Origin of the sequence: Streptomyces sp. YS415, assembly GCF_023544665.1 — a bacterium.
Taxonomy (GTDB): Bacteria; Actinomycetota; Actinomycetes; order Streptomycetales; family Streptomycetaceae; genus Streptomyces.
In genome coordinates this window covers 40,772-60,679 of the sequence record NZ_JAMJFL010000004.1, presented here as the reverse complement: position 1 = coordinate 60,679, position 19,908 = coordinate 40,772, and the positions used below count along the sequence as shown (strand labels likewise).

The 19,908-nt window shown below is 71.5% G+C and carries 18 protein-coding genes; 6 read left to right on the top strand and 12 right to left on the bottom strand.

Going from position 1 to position 19,908, the window contains the following annotated elements; all coding sequences use genetic code 11:
* Window positions 1–4: 4 nt before the first annotated feature.
* From M8H82_RS06555 to M8H82_RS06510, 10 genes are all read right to left on the bottom strand, one after another.
* Window positions 5–652, bottom strand: a complete 648-nt coding sequence (locus M8H82_RS06555; protein WP_250071507.1) for a CoA transferase subunit B — start codon at window positions 650–652, stop codon at window positions 5–7.
* A complete protein-coding gene (locus M8H82_RS06550; RefSeq protein WP_250071506.1) occupies window positions 652–1,407 on the bottom strand; it encodes a CoA transferase subunit A in 756 nt (251 codons plus the stop codon). The genes M8H82_RS06555 and M8H82_RS06550 overlap by 1 nt, the downstream gene beginning before the upstream one ends.
* Window positions 1,404–2,189: an SDR family NAD(P)-dependent oxidoreductase gene (locus tag M8H82_RS06545; protein ID WP_250071505.1), complete on the bottom strand. Its 786-nt coding sequence runs from the start codon at window positions 2,187–2,189 to the stop codon at window positions 1,404–1,406. The genes M8H82_RS06550 and M8H82_RS06545 overlap by 4 nt, the downstream gene beginning before the upstream one ends.
* A complete protein-coding gene (locus M8H82_RS06540; RefSeq protein ID WP_250071504.1) occupies window positions 2,186–2,938 on the bottom strand; it encodes an SDR family oxidoreductase in 753 nt (250 codons plus the stop codon). Before M8H82_RS06540 ends, M8H82_RS06545 begins: the two co-directional genes overlap by 4 nt.
* A complete protein-coding gene (locus M8H82_RS06535) occupies window positions 2,935–3,906 on the bottom strand; it encodes a fumarylacetoacetate hydrolase family protein (protein WP_250071503.1) in 972 nt (323 codons plus the stop codon). The genes M8H82_RS06540 and M8H82_RS06535 overlap by 4 nt, the downstream gene beginning before the upstream one ends.
* A 101-nt stretch (window positions 3,907–4,007) precedes the next feature.
* The gene (locus M8H82_RS06530) at window positions 4,008–4,940 is read right to left on the bottom strand and encodes a VOC family protein (protein ID WP_250071502.1); all 933 of its coding nucleotides are present in this window, start codon (window positions 4,938–4,940) and stop codon (window positions 4,008–4,010) included.
* Window positions 4,941–4,945: 5 nt separating this feature from the next.
* Window positions 4,946–5,971 (bottom strand): amidohydrolase family protein, encoded by a 1,026-nt coding sequence (locus tag M8H82_RS06525; protein ID WP_250071501.1) that lies wholly within the window; start codon window positions 5,969–5,971, stop codon window positions 4,946–4,948.
* Window positions 5,968–7,098 carry an FAD-dependent oxidoreductase gene (locus M8H82_RS06520; protein ID WP_250071500.1) on the bottom strand — a complete coding sequence of 377 codons (1,131 nt, stop codon included), beginning with the start codon at window positions 7,096–7,098 and terminating at the stop codon, window positions 5,968–5,970. Before M8H82_RS06520 ends, M8H82_RS06525 begins: the two co-directional genes overlap by 4 nt.
* A gap of 24 nt (window positions 7,099–7,122) precedes the next feature.
* Complete coding sequence (locus tag M8H82_RS06515) at window positions 7,123–8,079, bottom strand: cyclase family protein (protein WP_250071499.1); 957 nt, start codon at window positions 8,077–8,079, stop codon at window positions 7,123–7,125.
* Complete coding sequence (locus tag M8H82_RS06510) at window positions 8,076–9,074, bottom strand: fumarylacetoacetate hydrolase family protein (protein ID WP_250071498.1); 999 nt, start codon at window positions 9,072–9,074, stop codon at window positions 8,076–8,078. Before M8H82_RS06510 ends, M8H82_RS06515 begins: the two co-directional genes overlap by 4 nt.
* A 137-nt stretch (window positions 9,075–9,211) precedes the next feature.
* Between M8H82_RS06510 and M8H82_RS06505 the strand changes: the two genes are divergently transcribed.
* Complete coding sequence (locus M8H82_RS06505) at window positions 9,212–10,123, top strand: LysR family transcriptional regulator (RefSeq protein ID WP_250071497.1); 912 nt, start codon at window positions 9,212–9,214, stop codon at window positions 10,121–10,123.
* A gap of 225 nt (window positions 10,124–10,348) precedes the next feature.
* Window positions 10,349–11,584, top strand: a complete 1,236-nt coding sequence (locus M8H82_RS06500; protein ID WP_250071496.1) for an MFS transporter — start codon at window positions 10,349–10,351, stop codon at window positions 11,582–11,584.
* Between the two features lie 10 nt (window positions 11,585–11,594).
* Here M8H82_RS06500 and M8H82_RS06495 read toward each other — a convergent pair whose 3' ends face one another.
* Both M8H82_RS06495 and M8H82_RS06490 read right to left on the bottom strand, forming a co-directional pair.
* Window positions 11,595–12,683 carry a LacI family DNA-binding transcriptional regulator gene (locus M8H82_RS06495; protein WP_250071495.1) on the bottom strand — a complete coding sequence of 363 codons (1,089 nt, stop codon included), beginning with the start codon at window positions 12,681–12,683 and terminating at the stop codon, window positions 11,595–11,597.
* 15 nt (window positions 12,684–12,698) lie between these two features.
* Window positions 12,699–13,712: a LacI family DNA-binding transcriptional regulator gene (locus tag M8H82_RS06490; RefSeq protein WP_250071494.1), complete on the bottom strand. Its 1,014-nt coding sequence runs from the start codon at window positions 13,710–13,712 to the stop codon at window positions 12,699–12,701.
* 300 nt (window positions 13,713–14,012) lie between these two features.
* On the opposite strand from M8H82_RS06490, the gene M8H82_RS06485 reads away from it, so the two are divergent.
* The 4 genes from M8H82_RS06485 to M8H82_RS06470 all read left to right on the top strand — a co-directional run bounded on the left by M8H82_RS06485 (window position 14,013) and on the right by M8H82_RS06470 (window position 19,859).
* The gene (locus M8H82_RS06485) at window positions 14,013–15,329 is read left to right on the top strand and encodes an extracellular solute-binding protein (protein WP_250071493.1); all 1,317 of its coding nucleotides are present in this window, start codon (window positions 14,013–14,015) and stop codon (window positions 15,327–15,329) included.
* 88 nt (window positions 15,330–15,417) lie between these two features.
* A complete protein-coding gene (locus M8H82_RS06480) occupies window positions 15,418–16,302 on the top strand; it encodes a carbohydrate ABC transporter permease (protein ID WP_250071492.1) in 885 nt (294 codons plus the stop codon).
* Between the two features lie 4 nt (window positions 16,303–16,306).
* The gene (locus M8H82_RS06475) at window positions 16,307–17,215 is read left to right on the top strand and encodes a carbohydrate ABC transporter permease (RefSeq protein ID WP_250071491.1); all 909 of its coding nucleotides are present in this window, start codon (window positions 16,307–16,309) and stop codon (window positions 17,213–17,215) included.
* Window positions 17,216–17,285: 70 nt separating this feature from the next.
* Complete coding sequence (locus tag M8H82_RS06470; RefSeq protein ID WP_250071490.1) at window positions 17,286–19,859, top strand: alpha-L-rhamnosidase; 2,574 nt, start codon at window positions 17,286–17,288, stop codon at window positions 19,857–19,859.
* Window positions 19,860–19,908 lie beyond the last annotated feature (49 nt).

Sequence of the window (19,908 nt, the reverse complement as noted above, 5' to 3'; positions counted from 1 at the left end):
CGGGTCACCTCTGTGTCAGCTGCTCCACCCGCAGCGGTGCGTCCGTGCGGGCGATGACGTCATCCACCGTGACACCAGGGGCGGTCTCGGTGAGGGCGATGCCGTCCGGGGTGATGTCCAGGACCCCGAGGTCGGTGATGACGCGTTGGACGCACTGTTCCCCGGTGAGGGGCAGGGTGCACTCCTTGAGGATCTTGGGGCCCCCGTCCTTGGCGGTGTGCTCCATCAGGACGATGACCCGGCGGGCGCCGTGCACGAGGTCCATCGCGCCGCCCATGCCCTTGACCATCTTGCCGGGGATCATCCAGTTGGCCAGGTCTCCTCGCTGCGAGACCTGCATGGCGCCCAGCACGGCGGTGTCGATATGGCCGCCGCGGATCATGCCGAAGGAGAGCGCGGAGTCGAAGAAGCTCGCGCCGGGCAGGACGGTGACGGTCTCCTTGCCCGCGTTGATGAGGTCGGGGTCGACCTCCGCCTCGGTGGGGTAGGGGCCGGTGCCGAGGATGCCGTTCTCGGAGTGCAGGACCACGTGCACGCCGGGCGGGAGGTGTCCGGGGATGAGGGTGGGCAGGCCGATGCCCAGGTTGACGTAGGAGCCGTCGGTGAGTTCGGCGGCGGCGCGGGCGGCCATCTGGTCGCGGGTCCAGGCCATCAGGAACGTACCGTCCTCTTCTCGATCTGCTTGTCGGCGGCTTCCTCGGCGGTCAGCACCGTGACCCGCTGGACGTAGATGCCGGGCACATGGATGTCGTTGGGGTCGAGCTCGCCCGGTTCGACGAGTTCCTCCACCTCGGCGATGGTGACGCGGCCGGCCATCGCGGCCAGTGGATTGAAGTTGGCGGCGGCCTGACGGAAGCGGAGATTGCCGTGGCGGTCCCCGCGCCAGGCGCGGACGAGCGCGAAGTCGGTGGTGATGCCGTGCTCCAGGACGTGCGGACGGCCGGCGAACTCACGGGTCTCCTTGGGCGGGGAGGCCACGATGACCGAGCCGTCGGGGGCGTAGCGCCAGGGCAGACCGCCCTGGGCGACCGCGGTGCCGACACCGGCGGGGGTGTAGAAGGCCGGGATGCCGGCGCCGCCCGCGCGCAGGCGTTCGGCCAGCGTGCCCTGCGGTACCAGTTCGACCTCGAGCTCCCCTGACAGGTACTGGCGGGCGAACTCCCGGTTCTCGCCGACGTAGGAGCCCGTGACCCGAGTGATACGGCCGGCGGCGAGCAGGACGCCCAGGCCGCGGCCGTCCACGCCGCAGTTGTTGGAGATGATCTCGAGGCGGCCGGCGCCCTGGTCGTGCAGGGCGCGGATGAGGGTCTCGGGCACGCCGCTGAGGCCGAAGCCGCCGACGGCCAGCGAGGCGCCGTCCGGGATGTCGGCGACCGCCTCGAAGGCGCTGGGGCGGACCTTGTTCATGCGGGGGAGTCCTTTCGGGGCATCGCGCCGGGCAGGACGGCGGACCAGCCGCCGTCGACGACGAGATCGGCGCCGGTGATGCAGGCGGCCTCGTCGGAGGTGAGGAAGACGGCGGCGTTCACGACGTCGTCGGGGCGGACGGGACGGCCGAGCGGGATGGGGTGGGCGACGGCACGCATCGGGTGTTCGTCGGCGAGGAGGTCGGCACGGGGGCCCGGGGTGTCGGTCATTGCGGGGCTGACGCAGTTCGCGCGGATGCCGTGCGGGGCTCCCTCGGCAGCGAGTTGCCGGGTCAGCGCGATGCTCGCGCCCTTGGCGGCGGAGTGCGCGGTGCGCTGGTCGGTGAGGCCCGCCGTCGAGCCGACGGTGAGGATGCAGCCCCGGCTGCGCACCAGGTGCGGCCAGGCGGCCCGGACGGTCGGCCACACCGAGTCCAGTTCCGCGCGCACCGTGGAGGCGAAGTCCTGGTGGGGCCGGCTGTCGACGGGCCCGGCGCGGACGGCGCCCGCTTGGGCGCAGACGATGTCGACGGCGCCGAAGGCGTCCACCGCCGCGTCCACCCAGGAGCGGACGGAGTCCTCGTCGGTGACGTCGAGCGGGCCGGGCGTGAGGATCGTGCCGCCCTCCCGCGCGATGAGCCGCTGGGTCTCGACGGCCTCCTCGTGGAGCAGGTCACCGCCGACGACGAGCGCGCCCTCGGCGGCGAAGCGTACGGCGGCGGCCCGTCCCTGCCCGCGGCCGGTGCCCGGGATCAGCGCCACCTTGCCCTCCAGCCGCTTCACGACGCCGCCGGGCGCAGGGCGTCGGAGACGGACTTGACGCCGCCGTGCGCGGTGAGGCCCCCGTCCACCGGGATCTCCGCGCCGGTGATGAAGGACGACTCGTCCGACAGCAGGAAGACGACGAGCGGGGCGATCTCGTCGACGGCGCCGGTGCGGCCCAGGGGCGTCTCGCGGATGTTGGCCTCGCGGAATGCCGGGGCGGCTGAGGCGGTCATCTCGGTTTCGATGTAGCCGGGGTGGATGGTGTTGACGCGGATGCCGCGCGGTCCCAGGTCGAGCGCCGCGGCCTTCGACAGCCCGCGCAGGGCCCACTTGCTGGTCGTGTAGGCGACCGGGTAGTGAGCGGTGAGGGCGGCGGAGGAGCCGACGTTCACGATGGCGGAGCCGGGCGGCATCAGCGGGGTGAGGTGCTGGATGCCGAGCAGCGGGCCGGTGACGTTGACGGCGTGGACGCGTGCCATGTCCTCGGCGCGTACGTCGCCGAGGCGGGCGCGCCAGGTGATGCCGGCGTTGTTGACCAGGCCGTGGACCCGCCCGTAGGCCTCCTTGAGTTCGGCGGCGAGGTCGGCCCACTCCGCCTCGCTGGAGACGTCGAGGCGGCGGCAGCGCTCGCCGGGCTCCACGTCGGTGGCGATGACGCGGGCGCCCTCGCGGACCAGCGCCTCGGCCTCGGCGGCGCCCTGTCCGCGGGCCGCGCCGGTGACCACGACGACCTTGCCGGCCAGCCGCTTGGGGTGCAGGTCGTTCACGGCCGCTCCCGGGGCCGGCGCCTGCCGGTGGACAGGGGTACGGGGTCGGCGCCGGGGACGACGGTGTTGGAGACGGTGCCGATGCCCTCGACGGTGAGCGTGACGGTGTCGCCGGGCTTGAGCGGCGGCGGTGTCTTCTCGCCGCGTACGCCCCACAGTTCGGCGAGGCAGCCGCCGTTGCCGCAGGTGCCCGAGCCCAGGACGTCGCCGGGCACGACCCGGGTGCCCCGGGAGGCGTAGGCGACCATCTCCTCGAACGTCCAGCTCATGTTGGACAGCAGGTCCTCGCCCACAATCTCGCCGTTGACCTCGGCGGTGAGCGCGAGGCGCAGGAAGCCGTCGTCGTCCCGGTAGGGGTCGAGTTCGTCGGTGGTGACCAGGACGGGGCCGAGGGTGGTGGCGGTGTCCTTGCCCTTGCAGGGGCCGAGGCCCACCTTCATCTCGGCGGACTGCAGGTCGCGGGCGGACCAGTCGTTGAAGACGGTGTAGCCGATGATGTTCTCGCGTGCCTGCTCGGGGGTGAGGTCGCGGCCCTCGCGGCCGATGACGGCGGCGACCTCCAGCTCGAAGTCGAGGACGGCCGAGCCCGGCGGCATCGGGATGTCGTCGCCGGACGCGTAGAGGGCGTGCGGGTTGGTGAAGTAGAAGGTGGGTGCCGCGTACCACTGCTCGGGTACCCCGCCGGTGCCCTCGACCGAGCGGCGGACGCCCTCGACGTGTTCCTCGAAGGTGACGAAGTCGCGCACGGAGGTCGGCTGCAGCGGTGGCAGCAGGCGTACCTCGCTGATGTGCGGGCCGGGCGGGACGTCGAGGGTGGCGGCGCCGAGGTCGAGCAGTGCGCCGGTTCCGTCGCCGGCGGCGATGACCTCGGTGAGCGAGCGCACCCCGGGCACGGGGTACAGCACGCCGTGGTCGTCGACGACCGCCAGGCGGCGCCGGTCGTGGTGTTCGTAGGCGGCGAAGCGCATGGTCAGCTCCTGGCTGGGTGGGGCTGGTCCCGGAGGGCGCGGCGCGGGTGTGTCAGGGCAGGTGACAGGGGAGCGCCACGCCCCCGGGGCATGGGGTGGGGTCAGACCGGCGGGGCGATGAAGCAGCCGCGGTCGGGGTCGTTGAAGGACTCCTTGGCGACGAGTTCGTTCATCGGGTTGGCGGTGCCCCACTGGTCGGTGACCTCGGGCTGGGAGAAGTCGTAGACGTGCGGGTGCCAGGTGTCCTCGTCCAGGCACTCCAGCTCGGTCGTGTACTCGACCGTGTTGCCGTGCGGGTCGAGGAAGTAGGTGAAGGTGTTGTCGCCGGCCATGTGGCGGCCGGGGCCCCAGATCTTCTTGAACCCGGCGCGGATGACCCGGCCCGAGCCGCGCATGTACTCGTCGATGCCGCGCATCTCGAAGGAGACGTGGTGCAGGGCGGTGTGCGGGCCCTTCGCCAGCGCCATCGAGTGGTGCTGGTTGGAGATCCGCATGAAGTGCATGACCTCGCCCATGTGCGGGGAGCTGAGGGTGTCGGAGAGGCGGAAGCCGAGGTGCCGCTCGTACCAGTCCTTCGTGCGGTCCAGGTCGGGGGAGTTGAGGACGACGTGGGACAGCTTGACCGGGATCGACTCCTTCTCCTCGATCTTGCGGTGCCGGCGTACCTCCACGTCGGCGGAGACTTCGATGGTGCGGCCGTCCACGTCGAAGAAGCGGAAGCCGTAGCCGCCGCCGGGGGTGTCGACCTTGCCCGGCTGCGTGATCAACTGCACGCCGCCCGCGAGGAGTTGGTCGGCGAGGGTGTCGACGTCGGCCGGTGTGGCGGCGCCGTAGGAGACGAGGTCGAGGCGCTTCTCGTCGGCCTTGCGCAGCCGGATGACGTACTGCTCGGGGGAGCCCTCGGCGGCGAGGAAGGAGATGCCGGAGTCCTCGGCGACCTTGGTCAGGCCCCAGACGCCGGCGTAGAAGTCGAGCTGCTTGTCGTAGTCGGGCACGGCCAGGTCGACGTGGCGCAGATGGGTGAGCAGGCGCATGGTGATCAGTCCTTCCGGAGGAGGGCGGTCGCGTTGCCGCCGCGTACGGCCTCGTAGTCGGCCTCGGGCAGGTGGGCGGCGCGCAGTGCGCCGACGGGGTCCTGCGTGCCCATGTCGAAGGGGAAGTCGGAGCCGAGCAGGACCTGGCCGGGGCCCGCGGCCCGGACCAGTTCGCGCAGGACGGCCGGGTCGTGGACGAGGGAGTCGAAGTACAGGCGCTTGAGGTAGCTGCTGGGCCGGTGCGCGCAGCCGGCGCCGGCGTCGGAGCGGGCGGACCAGGCGTGGTCGGAGCGGCCGATGTGGGTGGGCAGGTAGCCGCCTCCGTGGGCGGCGAGCACCTTCAGCCCGGGGTGGCGGTCGAGCACTCCGGAGAAGATCAGATGGGACAGGGCGACGGCGTTCTCGGTGGGCTGGCCGACCGTGTTGGACAGGTACCACCGGTCCAGGCGTTCGTCGAGCGTGCAGCCGAAGGGGTGCAGGAAGACGATGGCGCCCGTCTCCTCGGCGCGCGACCACAACGGCTCGTACGCCGGGTCGGACAGTTCCCGGCCCGGGGCGTGGCTGGAGATCTCCACCCCGGCCAGGCCCTGTTCCAGGGCGTGGTCGAGGGCGCGGACCGTGTGCTCCGGGTGCTGCAACGGCACCAGGCCGAGGCCGCGCAGCCGGTCGGGCGCGGCCGAACAGTGCGTGGCGGTGGCCTCGTTGGCGAGCCGGTAGAGCTTCTCGGCCGTTCCCTCGTCCGTCCAGTAGTGGTAGTGGGAGGGGGAGGGGCTGACGAGCTGGATGTCCACGCCCTGGGTGTCCATCGCGGCCAGTCGTGCGGTCACGTCGGTGAGCAGGGGGATGCGCTCGCGCACCATGGGGCCGCTGACCGCGAGGGCCGCGGGGCCGTTGCGGCGGGCGTCGAGCGCCTTGGCCTGCGCCAGCCCCGGGAGGTCGGCGACGAGGGCCTCGACCTCGGGCAACAGGACGTGGGCGTGCACGTCGACGGTGGGGCTGGTGCGGGCGTCGGTCGACCGGGGGGTGGTCACGGCAGCTCCCTGAGCATGGTCATCGTGCGGCCCATCAGGCCGGGCACGTCCGCGTCGCGCACTCCGTCGAGCTGCCACTGCCCGATCTGCACGGACGCCTCGACGACGGGCCGCACCCGGGCGATGCGCCGCTCGTAGTACGTCTGGAACAGCGCGTCGTCCCAGGGCTCGCCGCTGGTCAGCAGCTGGGCGAGGACCCAGGCGTCCTCCAGGGACAGGGCCGCGCCCTGGGCGAGGGTGGGCGGGCAGCAGTGGGCGGCGTCGCCGACGAGGACGGTCCGGCCGCGGTGCCAGGAGCCCTCGACCAGCAGCCGGTCGAACCAGGTGTAGTTGACCTGCTCCGGGTCGGTGATGTGCGCGGTGATCTCCGGCCAGCAGCCGCCGTAGGCGGAGGCCAGGCGTCGCATCTCCTCGGCGTAGGTGTCCGGGGGGATCGAGGCGCGGTCGCGGTTGGCCTCGACGACATAGGCGTACAGCGTCGTGTCGCTGGTGGGGCAGTAGCCGGCGATGTAGGCGGGGCCGCCGTAGGCGAGGTCGGTGCGGGTGACGCCGGCCGGGCGGGGGGCGGCGACGCGCCAGATGGCCATGCCGGTGGGTTCCGGCTTGTCGGTGATGCCGATGGCCGCGCGGGTGGCGGAGCCGAGCCCGTCCGCGCCGATCACCAGGTCGTAGCGGCTCTCGGTGCCGTCGGTGAAGCGTACGGTCACGCCGGTGTCGTCGGTGTCCAGGGACTCGGCGCGGATGCCGAGGCGGACGCCGGCGCCCGTGGCGCGGACGGCGTCGATGAGGAGGCGCTGGAGCTGGGGGCGCTGCATGCCGACGGTGGCGGGCAGGTCGTCGCCGCCGGTGCGGATGTCGCGGGCCACGTGCAGGACCGTGCCGTCGGGGGCGGTGATGCCGACGGAGCCGAAACCGAAGCCGGATGCTTTGACCTGGTCCCACACGCCCAGTTCGCGCAGGACGCGAAGGGCGTTGCCCTGGAGGGTGATGCCGGATCCGGCGGTGGCGTTCCAGTCGTCCTTGGCCTCGATCAGGTCCACGGCGAGACCGGCACGCCGCAGCAGGATCGTCACGGCGTTGCCGGCGGCGCCACCACCGATCACCAGGACCGTGCGGGCAGTGCTCATGGGGGAACTCCCTTGTTCCGCTTCTTACTTGACGGCGATGGGGTTGATGGGTGAGCCGACGGCGCCGGTGATCGGCAGGGGAGCGGCGGTGAGCCAGAAGTCGTACGTGCCGTCGGCCGCGCAATCCTCGGCGAGGGCTTCCAGGTCCCACATCTCGCCGATGAGGAGGCCGATGTTGGGGATGGCGACCTGGTGCAGGGGCTGGAAGGCGTCGTCGAACTCGTTGGGCCGTACCTCGAAGCCCCAGGTGTCGGTGGCGATCGCGGCGATCTCGGTGCCGTGCAGCCATCCCGCGGTGGTGAAGGACAGGCCGGGCGCGGGCCCGCCGGCGTACTCGCCCCAGCCGTCGCGCCGTACGCGCGCCAGCTGGCCGGTGCGCACCAGCACGATGTCGCCGCGTCCGACGGTCACCCCGTGCGCCTCGGTGGTCGCCGTCAGGTGCTCCTCGGTGATGGCGAACCCGTCGGGCAGTTCACCGTCCGTGCCGACGGCCCGGCCCACGTCCAGCAGCACTCCGCGCCCCGCGACATGCGGGGCCATGTGCTCGATACCGGTGACGAGGTCGCCGTCGGAGGTGACGACCCGTTCGGCGGGGCGGCCGTTCCAGGCCTTGCCGTGGTCGAAGATGTGCCCGAGGCCGTCCCACTGGGTGGAGCACTGCAGCGGCATGGCGATCACGTCGTCGGCGCCGCCGATGCCGTGCGGGAAGCCCTGGTGGCCGAGGGCGGCGTCGGTGCCGGTGTCCAGCATGGTGTGGACCGGGTTGGTGCGGCGGCGCCAGCCCTTTTGCGGGCCGTTCATGTCGAAGCGCTGGGACAGCGAGAAGCTGACGCCGCGCCGGACGAGCGCGGCGCCCTCGCGGCGCTTGCCCTCGTCGAGGAAGTTCAGGGTGCCGAGCACGTCGTCCTCGCCCCAACGGCCCCAGTTGGAGTACGACTTGGCGGCCTCGGCGATGGCGCCCTCGGGGTCGTGCCGGTTCACGCGCTCTCCCCGCCGCAGCGGGTGCGCTGGACGCCGAGTCCCGTGACGGAACCCTCCATGACGTCGCCGTCGCGCAGCAGCCGGCCCCAGTGCATGCCGTTGCCGGCGGGGCTGCCGGTCAGGACGAGGTCCCCGGGCAGCAGACGGGCGGACTGGGAGGCGTAGGACACCATCCGGGCGACCTTGAAGATCATGTCCTTGGTGGACTCGTCCTGCATGGTCTCGCCGTTGAGCTTGAGCGTCAGGTGCAGGTCGTCCGGGTCGGCGATCGACTCGGCGGGCACGATCCACGGCCCGAGCGGGGTGAAGCCGGGCGCGTTCTTGCTGCGCAGCCAGTCGGTGCCGATCTGCGGCATGTCCCGGCGGAAGACGGTCGCCCGGTCGGTCAGGTCGTTGGCGATGGTGTAGCCCGCGATGTGCGCCGCGGCCTCCTCGACGGACACCTGGTAGGCGGGCCGGCCGATCACGACCGCCACTTCCAGTTCCCAGTCCGGCTTCTCGGCCCAGGCGGGCAGGACGACGTCGTCGTACGGGCCGGTGATCGCGCTGGGCAGCCCGATGAACACGTACGGCAGATCCTCGGCGGCCCGCCGGTCCATGATCTCCGCGGCTTCCGCGCGGCGTTCGGCCTCCGGCCGGTCGTCGCCGGGGGCGCGGTGGGCCACGTGCAGGTCGATGACGTGCTGGCGGTAGTTGGCGCCGGACTGGAAGACCTGGCGCGGTGCGACGGGTGCGTGCACGCGCAGGTCGGTGACCGGGGTGCGGTCGGCGCCGGGGTCGGCGGCCAGGGCGCGCAGCCGGGGCAGGAGCGTGTCCCAGCCGTCCAGCACGTCGAGCATGGTGAGCCGTTCATCGCCCAGGGCGGACCGGAGGTCGAGAGCGGACCCCTCGGGGGTGACGAGGGCAGGGAAGCGGGGCCCGTCCGGGGCCGAGAGGGTGGCGAGGGCGAAGGGTCCGGCGAAGAGCGCGGACGCGGTGTCAGGTTTCACGGACATGTCCTCCTGATTGCGATGCGACTAATCTGGACCCCGCACCCGCGATCAGGGAAATAGATTCTGTGGATGGATGGCATCCAACACATGGATCTCTGCCTGGTCAGCGCCCTCCCGCACAGGACCGCAGAGGAAAACCGATGAACCTGGCCCGGCTGGACCTGAACCTCGTCGTCGCCCTGCGCGCGCTGCTGGAGGAGCGCAATGTCACCCGCGCCGGGCAGCGCGTCGGCCTCAGCCAGCCCGCCATGAGCGCGGCCCTGGCGCGGCTGCGCCGGCACTTCGACGACGACCTGCTCGCCCGCGTCGGCGGGCACTACGAGCTGACCGCGCTCGGCCAGGTGCTCCTGGACCGCACCTCCACCGCCTACGACGTGCTGGAACGGCTCTTCGCCAGCCAGGCGGACTTCGACCCGGCCAAGGAGAGCCGCGAGTTCAAGCTGGTGGCGTCCGACTACGCCGTGGCGGTCTTCGGCACCGAACTGGCCCGCGTCATCCACGAGGAGGCGCCCGGGATCCGGCTGCGCTTCTCCCAGACGCCGACGACCGTGGTCGACGACACCGCCACCCTGCTGAGCGCCACCGACGGCCTGTTCATGCCGCACGGCGTCATCAGCGACTTCCCCGCCACCGATCTCTACGACGACCGCTGGGTCTTCCTCGTGGCGCGGGACCACCCGAGCGTCGACGACCGGCTCACCCGCAAGGACCTGGCCCGGCTGCCCTGGGTGACCTACCAGCGCACCTACGACGCCCCCGCGGTGCGCCAGCTCGGCATGCTCGGGATCGAACCGCGCGTCGAGGTCTCCGTCGACAGCTTCCAGCTGCTGCCGCTGCTGGTCGCCGGTACCCGGCGGATCGCCCTGGTGCAGGCGCGGATGGCCCGGATGATGGAACCCGTCGCCGCGGTCCGGGTGGTGGAACCGCCCTATGAGGCGGTGCCGCTGCGGGAGGCGCTGTGGTGGCATCCGGTCCACACGCACGACGCGGCGCACATCTGGCTGCGCGAGACGGCCGCCCGCGTGGGAGCGCGCCTGGGGCCCGAGGGCTGAGCGGGCGGCCAGGCAGGGGAAGGCGGTCGTGAAGGCGCACGGCCATCCATCCGCTGGATGGATCCCATCGGCAACTTGGATGGCGCGAGGGCTGGGCAGAGCGATACCCGGAACGCATAGTCGTGGGACACCGCCGCGCCCGTACGCCGCTCGCCGGAGCCGTCACACCTCCGGCCCGTCCCCGCCGCGGTGCCCTCCTTCCCCGCGTCCCAACGGAGTGCCGCCATGCCCGCTTCCGCCGCCCTGCCCACCCACGAACGCACAGGGAGCCGGGGCCTCCTGGGCAGGCTGCCCGTCGTGCTGCTGATGGCCGGGAGCTGCCTGCCGATCCTCGGCGCCGTACTGATCGCACCCGTCCTGCCGCGCATCGAGGACCACTTCGCGCACGTCGCCGGCAGCGCCGCCCTGGTCCCGCTGGTCCTGACCGTGCCCGCCCTCTCCCTGGCCGTACTCGCGCCGTTCGCGGGGGTGCTCGTCGACCGGCTCGGCCGCAAACGGCTGCTGGTCGCCGCCACCGCGCTGTACGCCGTGTTCGGCACTGCACCGCTGTGGCTGGACTCCCTGCACGCCATCCTGGTCAGCCGCATCCTGGTGGGAATCGCCGAAGCGGCCATCATGACCTGCTGCACGACGCTGATCGGCGACTACTACGACGGCCGGGTGCGCGACCGCTACCTCGCACTGCAGACGATGTGCGCGTCGGCGTCCGCCACCGTCTTCTTCGCCGTCGGCGGCGCCCTGGGCTCGGCCGGCTGGCGGACACCCTTCTGGCTGTACGCGCTCGGCCTGCTGCTCGCCCCGGCGATGGCCTGGGCGCTGCCCGCCCCCGCCCCCGCCGCGGCCATGGAACCGGCCCCCGCGCAGGAGCGGCGCCCCTTCCCCGTGCGGCGCATGGCGGGCATCTGCCTGCTGACCGTCTTCGGTGCCGCCGTCTTCTACACCGTGCCCGTGGAGATGTCCTTCCTCATGGACGACCTGGGCGTGGAGTCCACCGGCATGGTGGGCGCGGTCACCGCGCTCGCCAGTGCCGCCACGGTCCTCGGATCGGTCCTGTTCACCAAGCTCGGCGACCACTCGCGCCGCCGGCTGCCCGCCCTGTTCCTGCTGTGCGCGCTGGGCTTCCTGCTGATGGGGGCGACCGACCACCTCGCCCTGCTCATCATCGGCGCCGTCGTCAACTGCGTGGGCACCGGGCTGCTGCTGCCGTCGTTGCTGACGCTGGCGCTGTCCCGGCTGGACTTCGCCGATCGCGGCCGGGGGACCGGCCTGTGGACGGCGGCCTTCTTCCTCGGTGAGTTCCTCTGCCCGCTCGCCCTCCTCGCCGCGCAGGGCGTCCTGGGCACCTTGGCCTCGGCGGTCCTGCTGCTCGGCCTGCTGACCCTGCTGATGTCCGTGGCGCTGATGCTGCTGACGCCCCGCGCACCGAAGTCGCCGCCCCAGCATGTCGGCGTACAGGCCTGACCGGGCTGGCTCACCGGGCGGGCGTCCGCATGGTGGATCTGCGCACGACGAGCTCCGGTTGCAGCACGACATGGGCGTGCTCGTGACCGGGGCCCTCCGCCGTGTCCGCCAGCAGCAGACGGCCGGCCTCGCGGCCCAGCGCGACGGCCGGGCGTCGCACGGAGGTGAGCGGGACGACCGCGGACGCGGCGAACTCGATGTCGTCGTAACCCATCACCGCGATGTCGTCCGGCACCCTGAGCCCCGCTTCGTAGAGCGCCTGCAGCACCCCGAGGGCGAGCAGGTCGTTGGCGCAGAACACGGCGGTGGGCCGCTGCGCGAGGCCGAGGATGCGGTGACCTGCGTCCTTTCCGGCGCTCACGGTGAGCGCCGGGCACGGGAGGTCCCGCAGGACCGCCCCGGGAAGGCCGGCCAGGTCGACGGCGATCGCCGCGCCCCGGCGCCGGTCGCGGACCTGCTGGAGGCGGTCGGGGCCGCCGACGTAGCCGATCGAGCGGTGTCCCTGCTGGAGCAGATGCTGCACGGCGGCCTGGCCGCCCGCCACGTCGTCGATGCCGACCGAGCATGCTCCCGGCTGCGGGGCGTTCTGGTCCGCGACGACGAAAGGGACGTCGTGGCGGCGGAAGGCGGCGGCGGTGCGGCCCGCGCCGTCGCCCGCGGCCAGGACGGCGCCGCGGATCTGATGCGAGGTGATCAGCGACAGGTGGCGTGCCTCGTCGGCCGGACCTCGGCCTGCCGTGCCGACCATGATGCCGAGGTCCGCCTCGCCCGCCGCCTGTTCCACCCCGGCGGCCAGCGCCGTGAAGAAGGGATTGGCCAGGTCCAGCACCAGCACCGCCACCAGCCGGGAGGTGAAACCGCGCAGCTGGCGTGCGCCTTCGGAGCGGACGTAGCCGAGGGCGTCGATGACGTCCAGGACGCGTCGCCGGGTCGCCTCGGCGACGATCTCGGGGCGGTTGAGGACGTTGGAGACCGTGCCGAGGGAGACGTCGGCCTGCCGCGCCACGTCCTTGATGCCCACTCTGCGCCGCGCCCCGTCCCCGCGGGCGGCCGGGGTGCGGTGGTGGCTGGTGGGCCGGGCCGCGGGAACGGCGGGCATCCCCCGCTCCACCCTCTACCGGCCTTGTGCCTCGGTCGTGCTGGCCCGCACGACGAGGCGTGGCGTCATGGTGGTGCGTATGGCCCGGTCGCGTTTGCCCTCGACCCGTTCGATGAGCATGCGCGCGGCGGTCGAGCCCATCGTGTGGCCGGCCTGGTCGACGCTGGTCAGCTGCACCGGCGCCAGGGCGGCGAGGGCGGTGTTGTTGTAGCCGACGAGGGAGAGGTCGCCGGGGATGCGCAGGCCCAGTTCGTGGGCCGCGCGGTAGATGCCCAGGGCCGCCACGTCGGCGCCGGTCATGATGGCCGTGGGGACGCGCTCCGCGGTGAGCAGGGTGAGGCCTGCCTTGAAACCGCCGTCGTCCGAGTAGGCGGCCTGGTGCACCTGGGCGCGGTCCGCGAGGCCGTGCCGCTCCATCGCCTCCAGGTACCCGGCGGCGAGCACGATCTCCGGGGTGCGCTTCCACTGGCCGGCCTTGGCGCCCGGGGCGGAGACCAGGGCGATGTCGCGGTGGCCGAGGGAGACCAGGTGGTCCACCACCAGGCCGGCGCCCACATCGTCGGCGTCGACGACGGAATCGTGACTGGAGTCGGCGTCGTGATGGCCGATCACGACCGTGGGCGTGGATGCGGCGGTGGCGAGGACCTCCGGCCGTGGGGTGCCGGGGGCGATGAGGATCAGCCCGTCCATCTGGCGGTCCACCATGGACCGGATGGTGCGGGCCTGGTCCTGCGGGTCGAAGCCGGCCGCTCCGATCAGCACCGTGTAGTCGGTGCTGCTGAGTTCGTCGCGGATGCCGTCCAGGATGTCGGCGAAGAAGGCGTTGCGGACGTTGTCCAGCAGCACCCCGATCGTGTACGTCCTCCCGCGCATGCCGCGGGCGGCGGCGTGCGGGCGGTATCCGAGCTCGGTGATGGACGCCTGCACCTTCTGCTGCATCGCGGGGCTGACGCCGTAGGCGTTGTTGAGCACCTTGGACACCGCCGCGGTGGACACTCCCGCGTGCCGGGCGACATCGGTGATGGTCACCCGCTTGTTCTGCCTGGGTCCCGCAGCCCCGTCCATCGTCAGCCCTCCGGATCTCGTAGTCGTTGGTGTAACGGTTTACAGGATGTCATAGGTGTGACGTCAAGTCTCCTGCCGACGAATCCGGTGTTACAGCTCCGTGTCTTGACGAAGTCGGGCGGCGAGTGCAGGGTGTTGCCCACTCGCTTCGGAGAACGTTTTACGAACTCTCGCACGGCGCGGCTCTCAGATGCCCCCGGCGCCGTTCTTCCGTTCCTCGCCTGACCTCTCGCTTCCTTCTCCACAACCTCCTGGGAGTCACCCGTGTCGATTCGCATGTCCTCCGCTCGGCGTACGCGGCTGAGCCTGCTCACGGCCGGTGCCGCGTCGATGGCACTGCTGGCCACTGCCTGCGGCGGCAGCGGGAGCGGTACCGCGTCCGCGCCGAGCAACTTCAGCTACCTCAGCGTCACCGAGAACACCACCGTCAAGGCGGCGCTGACCACCATGTCCGAGGGAGCGTGCAAGGCGGCGAACGACGCGCTGCCGCTGAAGGTGGAGACCGTTCCGCAGAGCAGCCTCGACCAGCGGCTGCAGCTGCTCGCCGGACAGAACGCGCTGCCGGTCCAGTTCGCCGCGGGCAACGCCCCCGCGCTCACCCAGAAGCTCGCCAAGTCGGGGCACGTGGCGGACCTGGAGGCCGAGCTGAAGAAGCTCGGCGTCCTCGACCAGCTCCAGCCGGCCGCCGTCTCCACGATCAAGGCGCTGTACGGCGGAAAGCTCCAGGTGCTGCCGTACGAGTACAACATCGAGGGGATCTTCTACAACAAGGAGCTCTTCGAGAAGCACGGCCTGAAGGTGCCCGGCACCTGGGAGGAACTGACCGCCGCCGCCGCGAAGCTGGAGGCCAAGGGCGTCCAGCCGTTCTCCGCCTCCGGCCAGCAGGGCTGGCCCCTGACCCGGCTGATCAGCGGCTACCTCTACCGCAGCCTCGGCCCGGACGCCCTGCAGAAGGTGGCCGACGGCACCGCGAAGCTCACCGACCCCGAGTACGTGAAGGCCGCCGAGGAGGTCGCCGAGCTGGGCAAGAAGGGCTACTTCGGCAAGGGCGTCGGCTCCATCGACTACGACACCGCGATGAACCAGTTCCTGACCGGCGAGGCCGCCATGTTCTACATGGGCAGTTGGGCGCTGGCGAACATCGCCGACGACAAGCAGAACAAGGTCGGTGCCGACAACGTCGGCTTCATGCCCTTCCCCGCGGTCGCCGGAGGCAAGGGCTCCGTCGACCAGTACCCCTCCAACGTCGGACTCGGCATCGCCCTCGGCGCCAAGTCCTTCGACAAGAAGACCGGTGACTGGGTCACCTGCATCACCAAGAACTACGGCAGCACCGCGCTGAAGGACCACGGCGCCATCTCCGGATTCAAGGTGAACACCCCGGTCGAGGACGCCAACGAGGTCACCACCCAGGTCCGCGACACGATCGGCGCCTCCCAGCAGAACGTGCTGTGGTTCGAGGCCCTGTTCAGCACCAAGGCCACCACCGCCAGCCAGACCAACGCCGCGAGCCTCATCGGCGGCAGCATGAGCGCCGAGAAGTTCATGCAGACCGTCCAGGACGCTCTCGCCGCCCAGTGACCCGGCCCGGGGCGGCGCGCACCCGGCCGCGCCGCCCCGCTCCCGACCCGGCACATCCCCCGCAACGCCATCGAAGTGGATACCACCCATGCACCGCGTACTCGGTGACCGCAGGGCCATCGCGATCCTGCTCGGTCCCGCACTCGTCGTCTACTCACTGATCATGCTGGTCCCCATGGTGTGGTCGCTGGGCTACTCCTTCACCAAGGGCAACACCATCGACGGCTTCACCGGCAACGGCGTCGCCAACTTCTCCCGGCTCTTCTCGGACCCGGCCGTCCACGACGCCCTGTGGTTCACCCTCAAGTACGCCGTCGTCGTCACCGTCGGCCAGGTGGTCGCCGGCTACCTGCTGGCCCTGCTGTACGTCTTCTTCCTCAAGCGGGCCTCGGCGCTCGTCCGCACCCTCGTGTTCTTCCCCGTGGTGCTGCCCACGGTCGCCGTCGGCCTGCTCTTCCAGAAGTTCTTCCAGGTCGCCCCGCAGACCGGACCGGTCAACTCGCTGCTCAACGCGGTCGGCGTGGAGTCGATCGACTTCTTCGGCAGCGCGGGACACGCCTTCTGGGTGCTGATCGTCATGGACATCTGGCGCTCGATGGGCTTCTACGCCGTGCTGCTCTTCGCCGGCCTGGTCGACATCCCCGACGAGATCCTGGAGTCGGCCCGCCTCGACGGAGCGTCAGGGCTGCGGCTGATCCGGCACATCGTGCTGCCCCTGTCCCTGCCCGTGCTGATGTCGTCGCTGATCTTCAGCATCAACGGCACGCTCAAGGTCTTCGACTCCATCGTGGCCCTGACCAACGGCGGGCCGGGCACCGGCACCACCCCGCTGACCCTGTACATGTTCCAGACGTCGTTCACCTACAGCGACTACGGCTACGGCAGCACGATCGCCCTGCTGCTGACCGTGGTGTGCCTGCTGGTGAGCATGGTCGTCTACCGCGTCTCGCGGCGCGACCTCACGGAGGGCTGAACCCATGGCCGTCGAAACACCGCTGAAGACCTCCCTCCGCCGGGCCGGCCGCGGACCGTCCGCCGCCTCCGGTCGTCCCCGCAGGCGCCCGCGGGTGAGCAAGGTGTGGGTGAAGGTCGTCGTCGCGCTGCTGCTGGTCGTCGAGCTCTACCCGCTCGTGTGGATGTTCCTGACCTCGCTGAAGTCCAACAGCGACTACCTGAACAACTCCACCTGGAGCCTGCCCACTTCATGGGAGTGGGGCAACTACTCCGAGGCCTGGACCACCGGCAACATCGGCCTGTACGTCCGCAACAGCCTGCTCGCCGTCGGGCCGGCGCTCGCGCTGATCCTGCTGCTGGGCACGGCCGCCGGTTTCGCCCTGCAGATCATGGTGTGGAAGGGCCGCAGCCTGACGCTGGTGGTCTTCCTCGCGGGCATGATGGTGCCGCCGCAGATGATCCTGCTGCCGCTGTTCACCGTGTACTTCCAGACCGGGCTGTCCGGCACCCTGTGGCCGCTGATCCTCACGTACACCGGCACCGGCCTGCCGCTCACCGTCTTCATGATGGCCACGTACTACCGGGCCGTCCCGCGGGAGATGTTCGAGGCCGCCACCCTCGACGGCGCGGGGATCCTGCGCTCCTTCTGGACCATCAGCGTCCCCATGGTCCGCAACGCCCTCCTGACGGTCGGACTGGTCGAGTTCTTCTTCATCTGGAACGACCTGCTGATCGCCCTCACCTTCACCAACAGCCAGGACCTGCGCACCGTCCAGGTCGGCCTGCTGAACTTCACCGGCGACTTCGGCGCCACCCAGTACGGCCCGCTGTTCGCCGCGATCTGCATCAACGTCTTCGGCACCCTCCTGATCTACCTCTTCCTCAACCAGAAGGTCATGAAGGGCCTCACCTCCGGAGCGCTCAAGGGCTGACGCCCGGCCCCCCTTCAGCTCCCGCGCACGTGACGAAAGGTTTCTCTTGCTGTCCCCTCAGCCCTCCCCGGTGTCCTTCGAACACCTCCCGGACGGCCTCGGCATCGGTACCGCCGCCCCCCGGCTGACCTGGACCCTGCCCCCCGGGTCCGGCAGCCAGACGGCGTACGAGGTCAGGCTCCACCGCGCCGGCCACGAGCACGGCAGCGGCCGGGTCGACGGCCCCGACCAGATACTGGTGCCCTGGCCCGGCGCACCGCTGGCCTCCCGAGAGCGCGTCACCGTCCAGGTCCGGGTCTGGACGGCGGAAGCCGTGCAGCCCTCCGCCTGGAGCGAGCCCGCCGTGGTCGAGGCCGGACTGCTCGACCCGGCGGACTGGCGGGCGGTACCGGTCGGCGGCGGCTGGGCCGAGGACCCGGACGCCGAACGCCGCCCCGCCCGGGTGCGCAAGGACTTCCACCTGGAGCGCCCGGTGGTCCGGGCACGGCTGTACGCCAGCGCGCACGGCCTGTACGAGGTGGAGATCAACGGCCGCCGGGTCGGCGAGGAGATCCTCGCGCCCGGCTGGACGGTCTATCCGCACCGGCTGCGCTACCGCACCCATGACGTCACCGCCCACCTGACCGAGGGCGCCAACACCGTCGGCGCCTGGCTCGGCGACGGCTGGTACCGCGGCAAGTACGGCTTCGACGGCGGCACCCGCAACATCTACGGCACCGACCAGGCCCTCATCGCCCAGCTCGAAGTGACCTACGACGACGGCACCACCGCCGTCGTCGCCACCGACGAGACCTGGAGCGCGGCACCGGGGCCCATCATGCGCAGCGGCCTGTACGAGGGCGAGGTCTTCGACGCACGCCTGGACGACCCCGGCTGGTCGACCCCCGCCGCGGCCGACCACGCGGAATGGACACCGGTACGCCCCGGAAACCGTGACCCGCGCACCCTCGTCGCCCCGCAAGGGCCCCCCGTGCGCTGTACCCAGGAGATCGCCCCCACCGGCATCACCCGCACCGCAGACGGCCGCCACCTGCTCGACTTCGGCCAGAACCTGGTGGGCCGCCTGCGCGTCACACTCGACGCCCCCGCCGGGACGACCCTGGTGATCCGGCACGCCGAAGTCCTCCAGGACGGCGAGCTGGCCACCCGCCCCCTGCGCGAGGCGTACGCCACCGACACCCTGATCCTCTCCGGCCGCGGTCCGTACACCTGGGAGCCGCGCTTCACCCTGCACGGCTTCCGCTACGCCGAAATCACCGGCTGGCCGGGGGAGTTGACCGAGGATGCGGTGACCGCCCGGGTGTACCACACCGACATGCGCCGCACCGGCTGGTTCGAGTGCAGCGACCCCCTGATCAACCGGCTGCACGAGAACGTCGTCTGGAGCATGCGCGGCAACTTCGTCGACATCCCCACCGACTGCCCCCAGCGCGACGAGCGCCTCGGCTGGACCGGCGACCTCCAGGTGTTCGCACCCACCGCCGGCTTCCTCTACGACTGCGCCGGCATGCTCGAATCCTGGCTCACCGATGTCGCCCTGGAGCAGCTCCCCGACGGCACCGTCCCCTGGTACGTCCCCGTCATCCCCGGCGAGCCGATGTGGACGCCGATCCAGCCGGGCGCCGCGTGGGGGGACGTCGCCACCCTCACGCCCTGGACCCTGTACCGGCGCTTCGGCGACCTGCGGATCCTGCGCCGCACCTATCCCATGGCCCAGGCCTGGGTGGACCTCGTCGCACGGCTGGCCGGCCCCAGCCGCCTGTGGGACACCGGCTTCCAACTGGGCGACTGGCTCGACCCCGCCGCCCCGCCCGACGACCCGGCGGCCGGCTGCACCGACCGCTACCTGGTGGCCACGGCCTACTTCGCGCACTCAGCTCGTCACCTCGCCCTGTCCGCCGCCGAGTTGGGCGCCGAGCAGGACGCCGCGAAGTACGCGGCACTGGCGGACGAGGTCACTGCCGCCTTCCGCAAGCGGTACGTACTGCCCACCGGCCGCATGACCAGCGACAGCCCGACGGCGTACGCCCTGGGAATCGCCTTCGGGCTGCTCGCCGACGAGCAGCGCGCCGCGGCCGGTGACCGGCTAGCCGAGCTGGTCCTCGCCGACGGCGCCCGCATCGCGACCGGATTCGTCGGGACCCCGCTGATCTGCGACGCGCTCACCGACACCGGGCACCTCGATGTGGCCTACCGCCTGCTCACCCAGACCGAGTGTCCGTCCTGGCTGTACCCGATCGCCCAGGGAGCCACCACCATCTGGGAGCGGTGGGACAGCCTCCGCCCGGACGGCACCCTGAACCCGGGCGGCATGACCTCCTTCAACCACTACGCCCTCGGTGCCGTCGCCGACTGGCTGCACCGCGTCGTCGGAGGCATCGCCGAGTCCGCACCCGGCTACCGCCGCATCGTCTTCCACCCCCGCCCCGGCGGCGGCATCACCTGGGCACGCACCCGCCACGAGACGCCCTACGGGACGGCGGAGATGTCCTGGGAGACAACCTCCGGCGGCCGGATACGGGCCCGTGTCGTCGTTCCGAATGGCTGCACCGGTGTCGTACGACTCACGGGATGTCCGCCCACCGAGGTCGGACCGGGAAAGCATGAATTCGACTCCTGGGAACTGGAGAAGAAATCCGCCTGACGTATTCATTTCCCGCGTCGATGGCTGTCATTCATGCGGTGGATGGCGT

What these genes read in the sequence shown, in the direction of transcription:
- M8H82_RS06555 (WP_250071507.1), bottom strand. Translation starts at nt 652, where the DNA reads ATGGCCTGGACCCGCGACCAGATGGCCGCCCGCGCCGCCGCCGAACTC.
- M8H82_RS06550 (WP_250071506.1), bottom strand. Translation starts at nt 1,407, where the DNA reads ATGAACAAGGTCCGCCCCAGCGCCTTCGAGGCGGTCGCCGACATCCCG.
- M8H82_RS06535 (WP_250071503.1), bottom strand. Translation starts at nt 3,906, where the DNA reads ATGCGCTTCGCCGCCTACGAACACCACGACCGGCGCCGCCTGGCGGTC.
- M8H82_RS06530 (WP_250071502.1), bottom strand. Translation starts at nt 4,940, where the DNA reads ATGCGCCTGCTCACCCATCTGCGCCACGTCGACCTGGCCGTGCCCGAC.
- M8H82_RS06520 (WP_250071500.1), bottom strand. Translation starts at nt 7,098, where the DNA reads ATGAGCACTGCCCGCACGGTCCTGGTGATCGGTGGTGGCGCCGCCGGC.
- M8H82_RS06510 (WP_250071498.1), bottom strand. Translation starts at nt 9,074, where the DNA reads ATGTCCGTGAAACCTGACACCGCGTCCGCGCTCTTCGCCGGACCCTTC.
- M8H82_RS06505 (WP_250071497.1), top strand. Translation starts at nt 9,212, where the DNA reads ATGAACCTGGCCCGGCTGGACCTGAACCTCGTCGTCGCCCTGCGCGCG.
- M8H82_RS06500 (WP_250071496.1), top strand. Translation starts at nt 10,349, where the DNA reads ATGCCCGCTTCCGCCGCCCTGCCCACCCACGAACGCACAGGGAGCCGG.
- M8H82_RS06495 (WP_250071495.1), bottom strand. Translation starts at nt 12,683, where the DNA reads ATGCCCGCCGTTCCCGCGGCCCGGCCCACCAGCCACCACCGCACCCCG.
- M8H82_RS06480 (WP_250071492.1), top strand. Translation starts at nt 15,418, where the DNA reads ATGCACCGCGTACTCGGTGACCGCAGGGCCATCGCGATCCTGCTCGGT.
- M8H82_RS06475 (WP_250071491.1), top strand. Translation starts at nt 16,307, where the DNA reads ATGGCCGTCGAAACACCGCTGAAGACCTCCCTCCGCCGGGCCGGCCGC.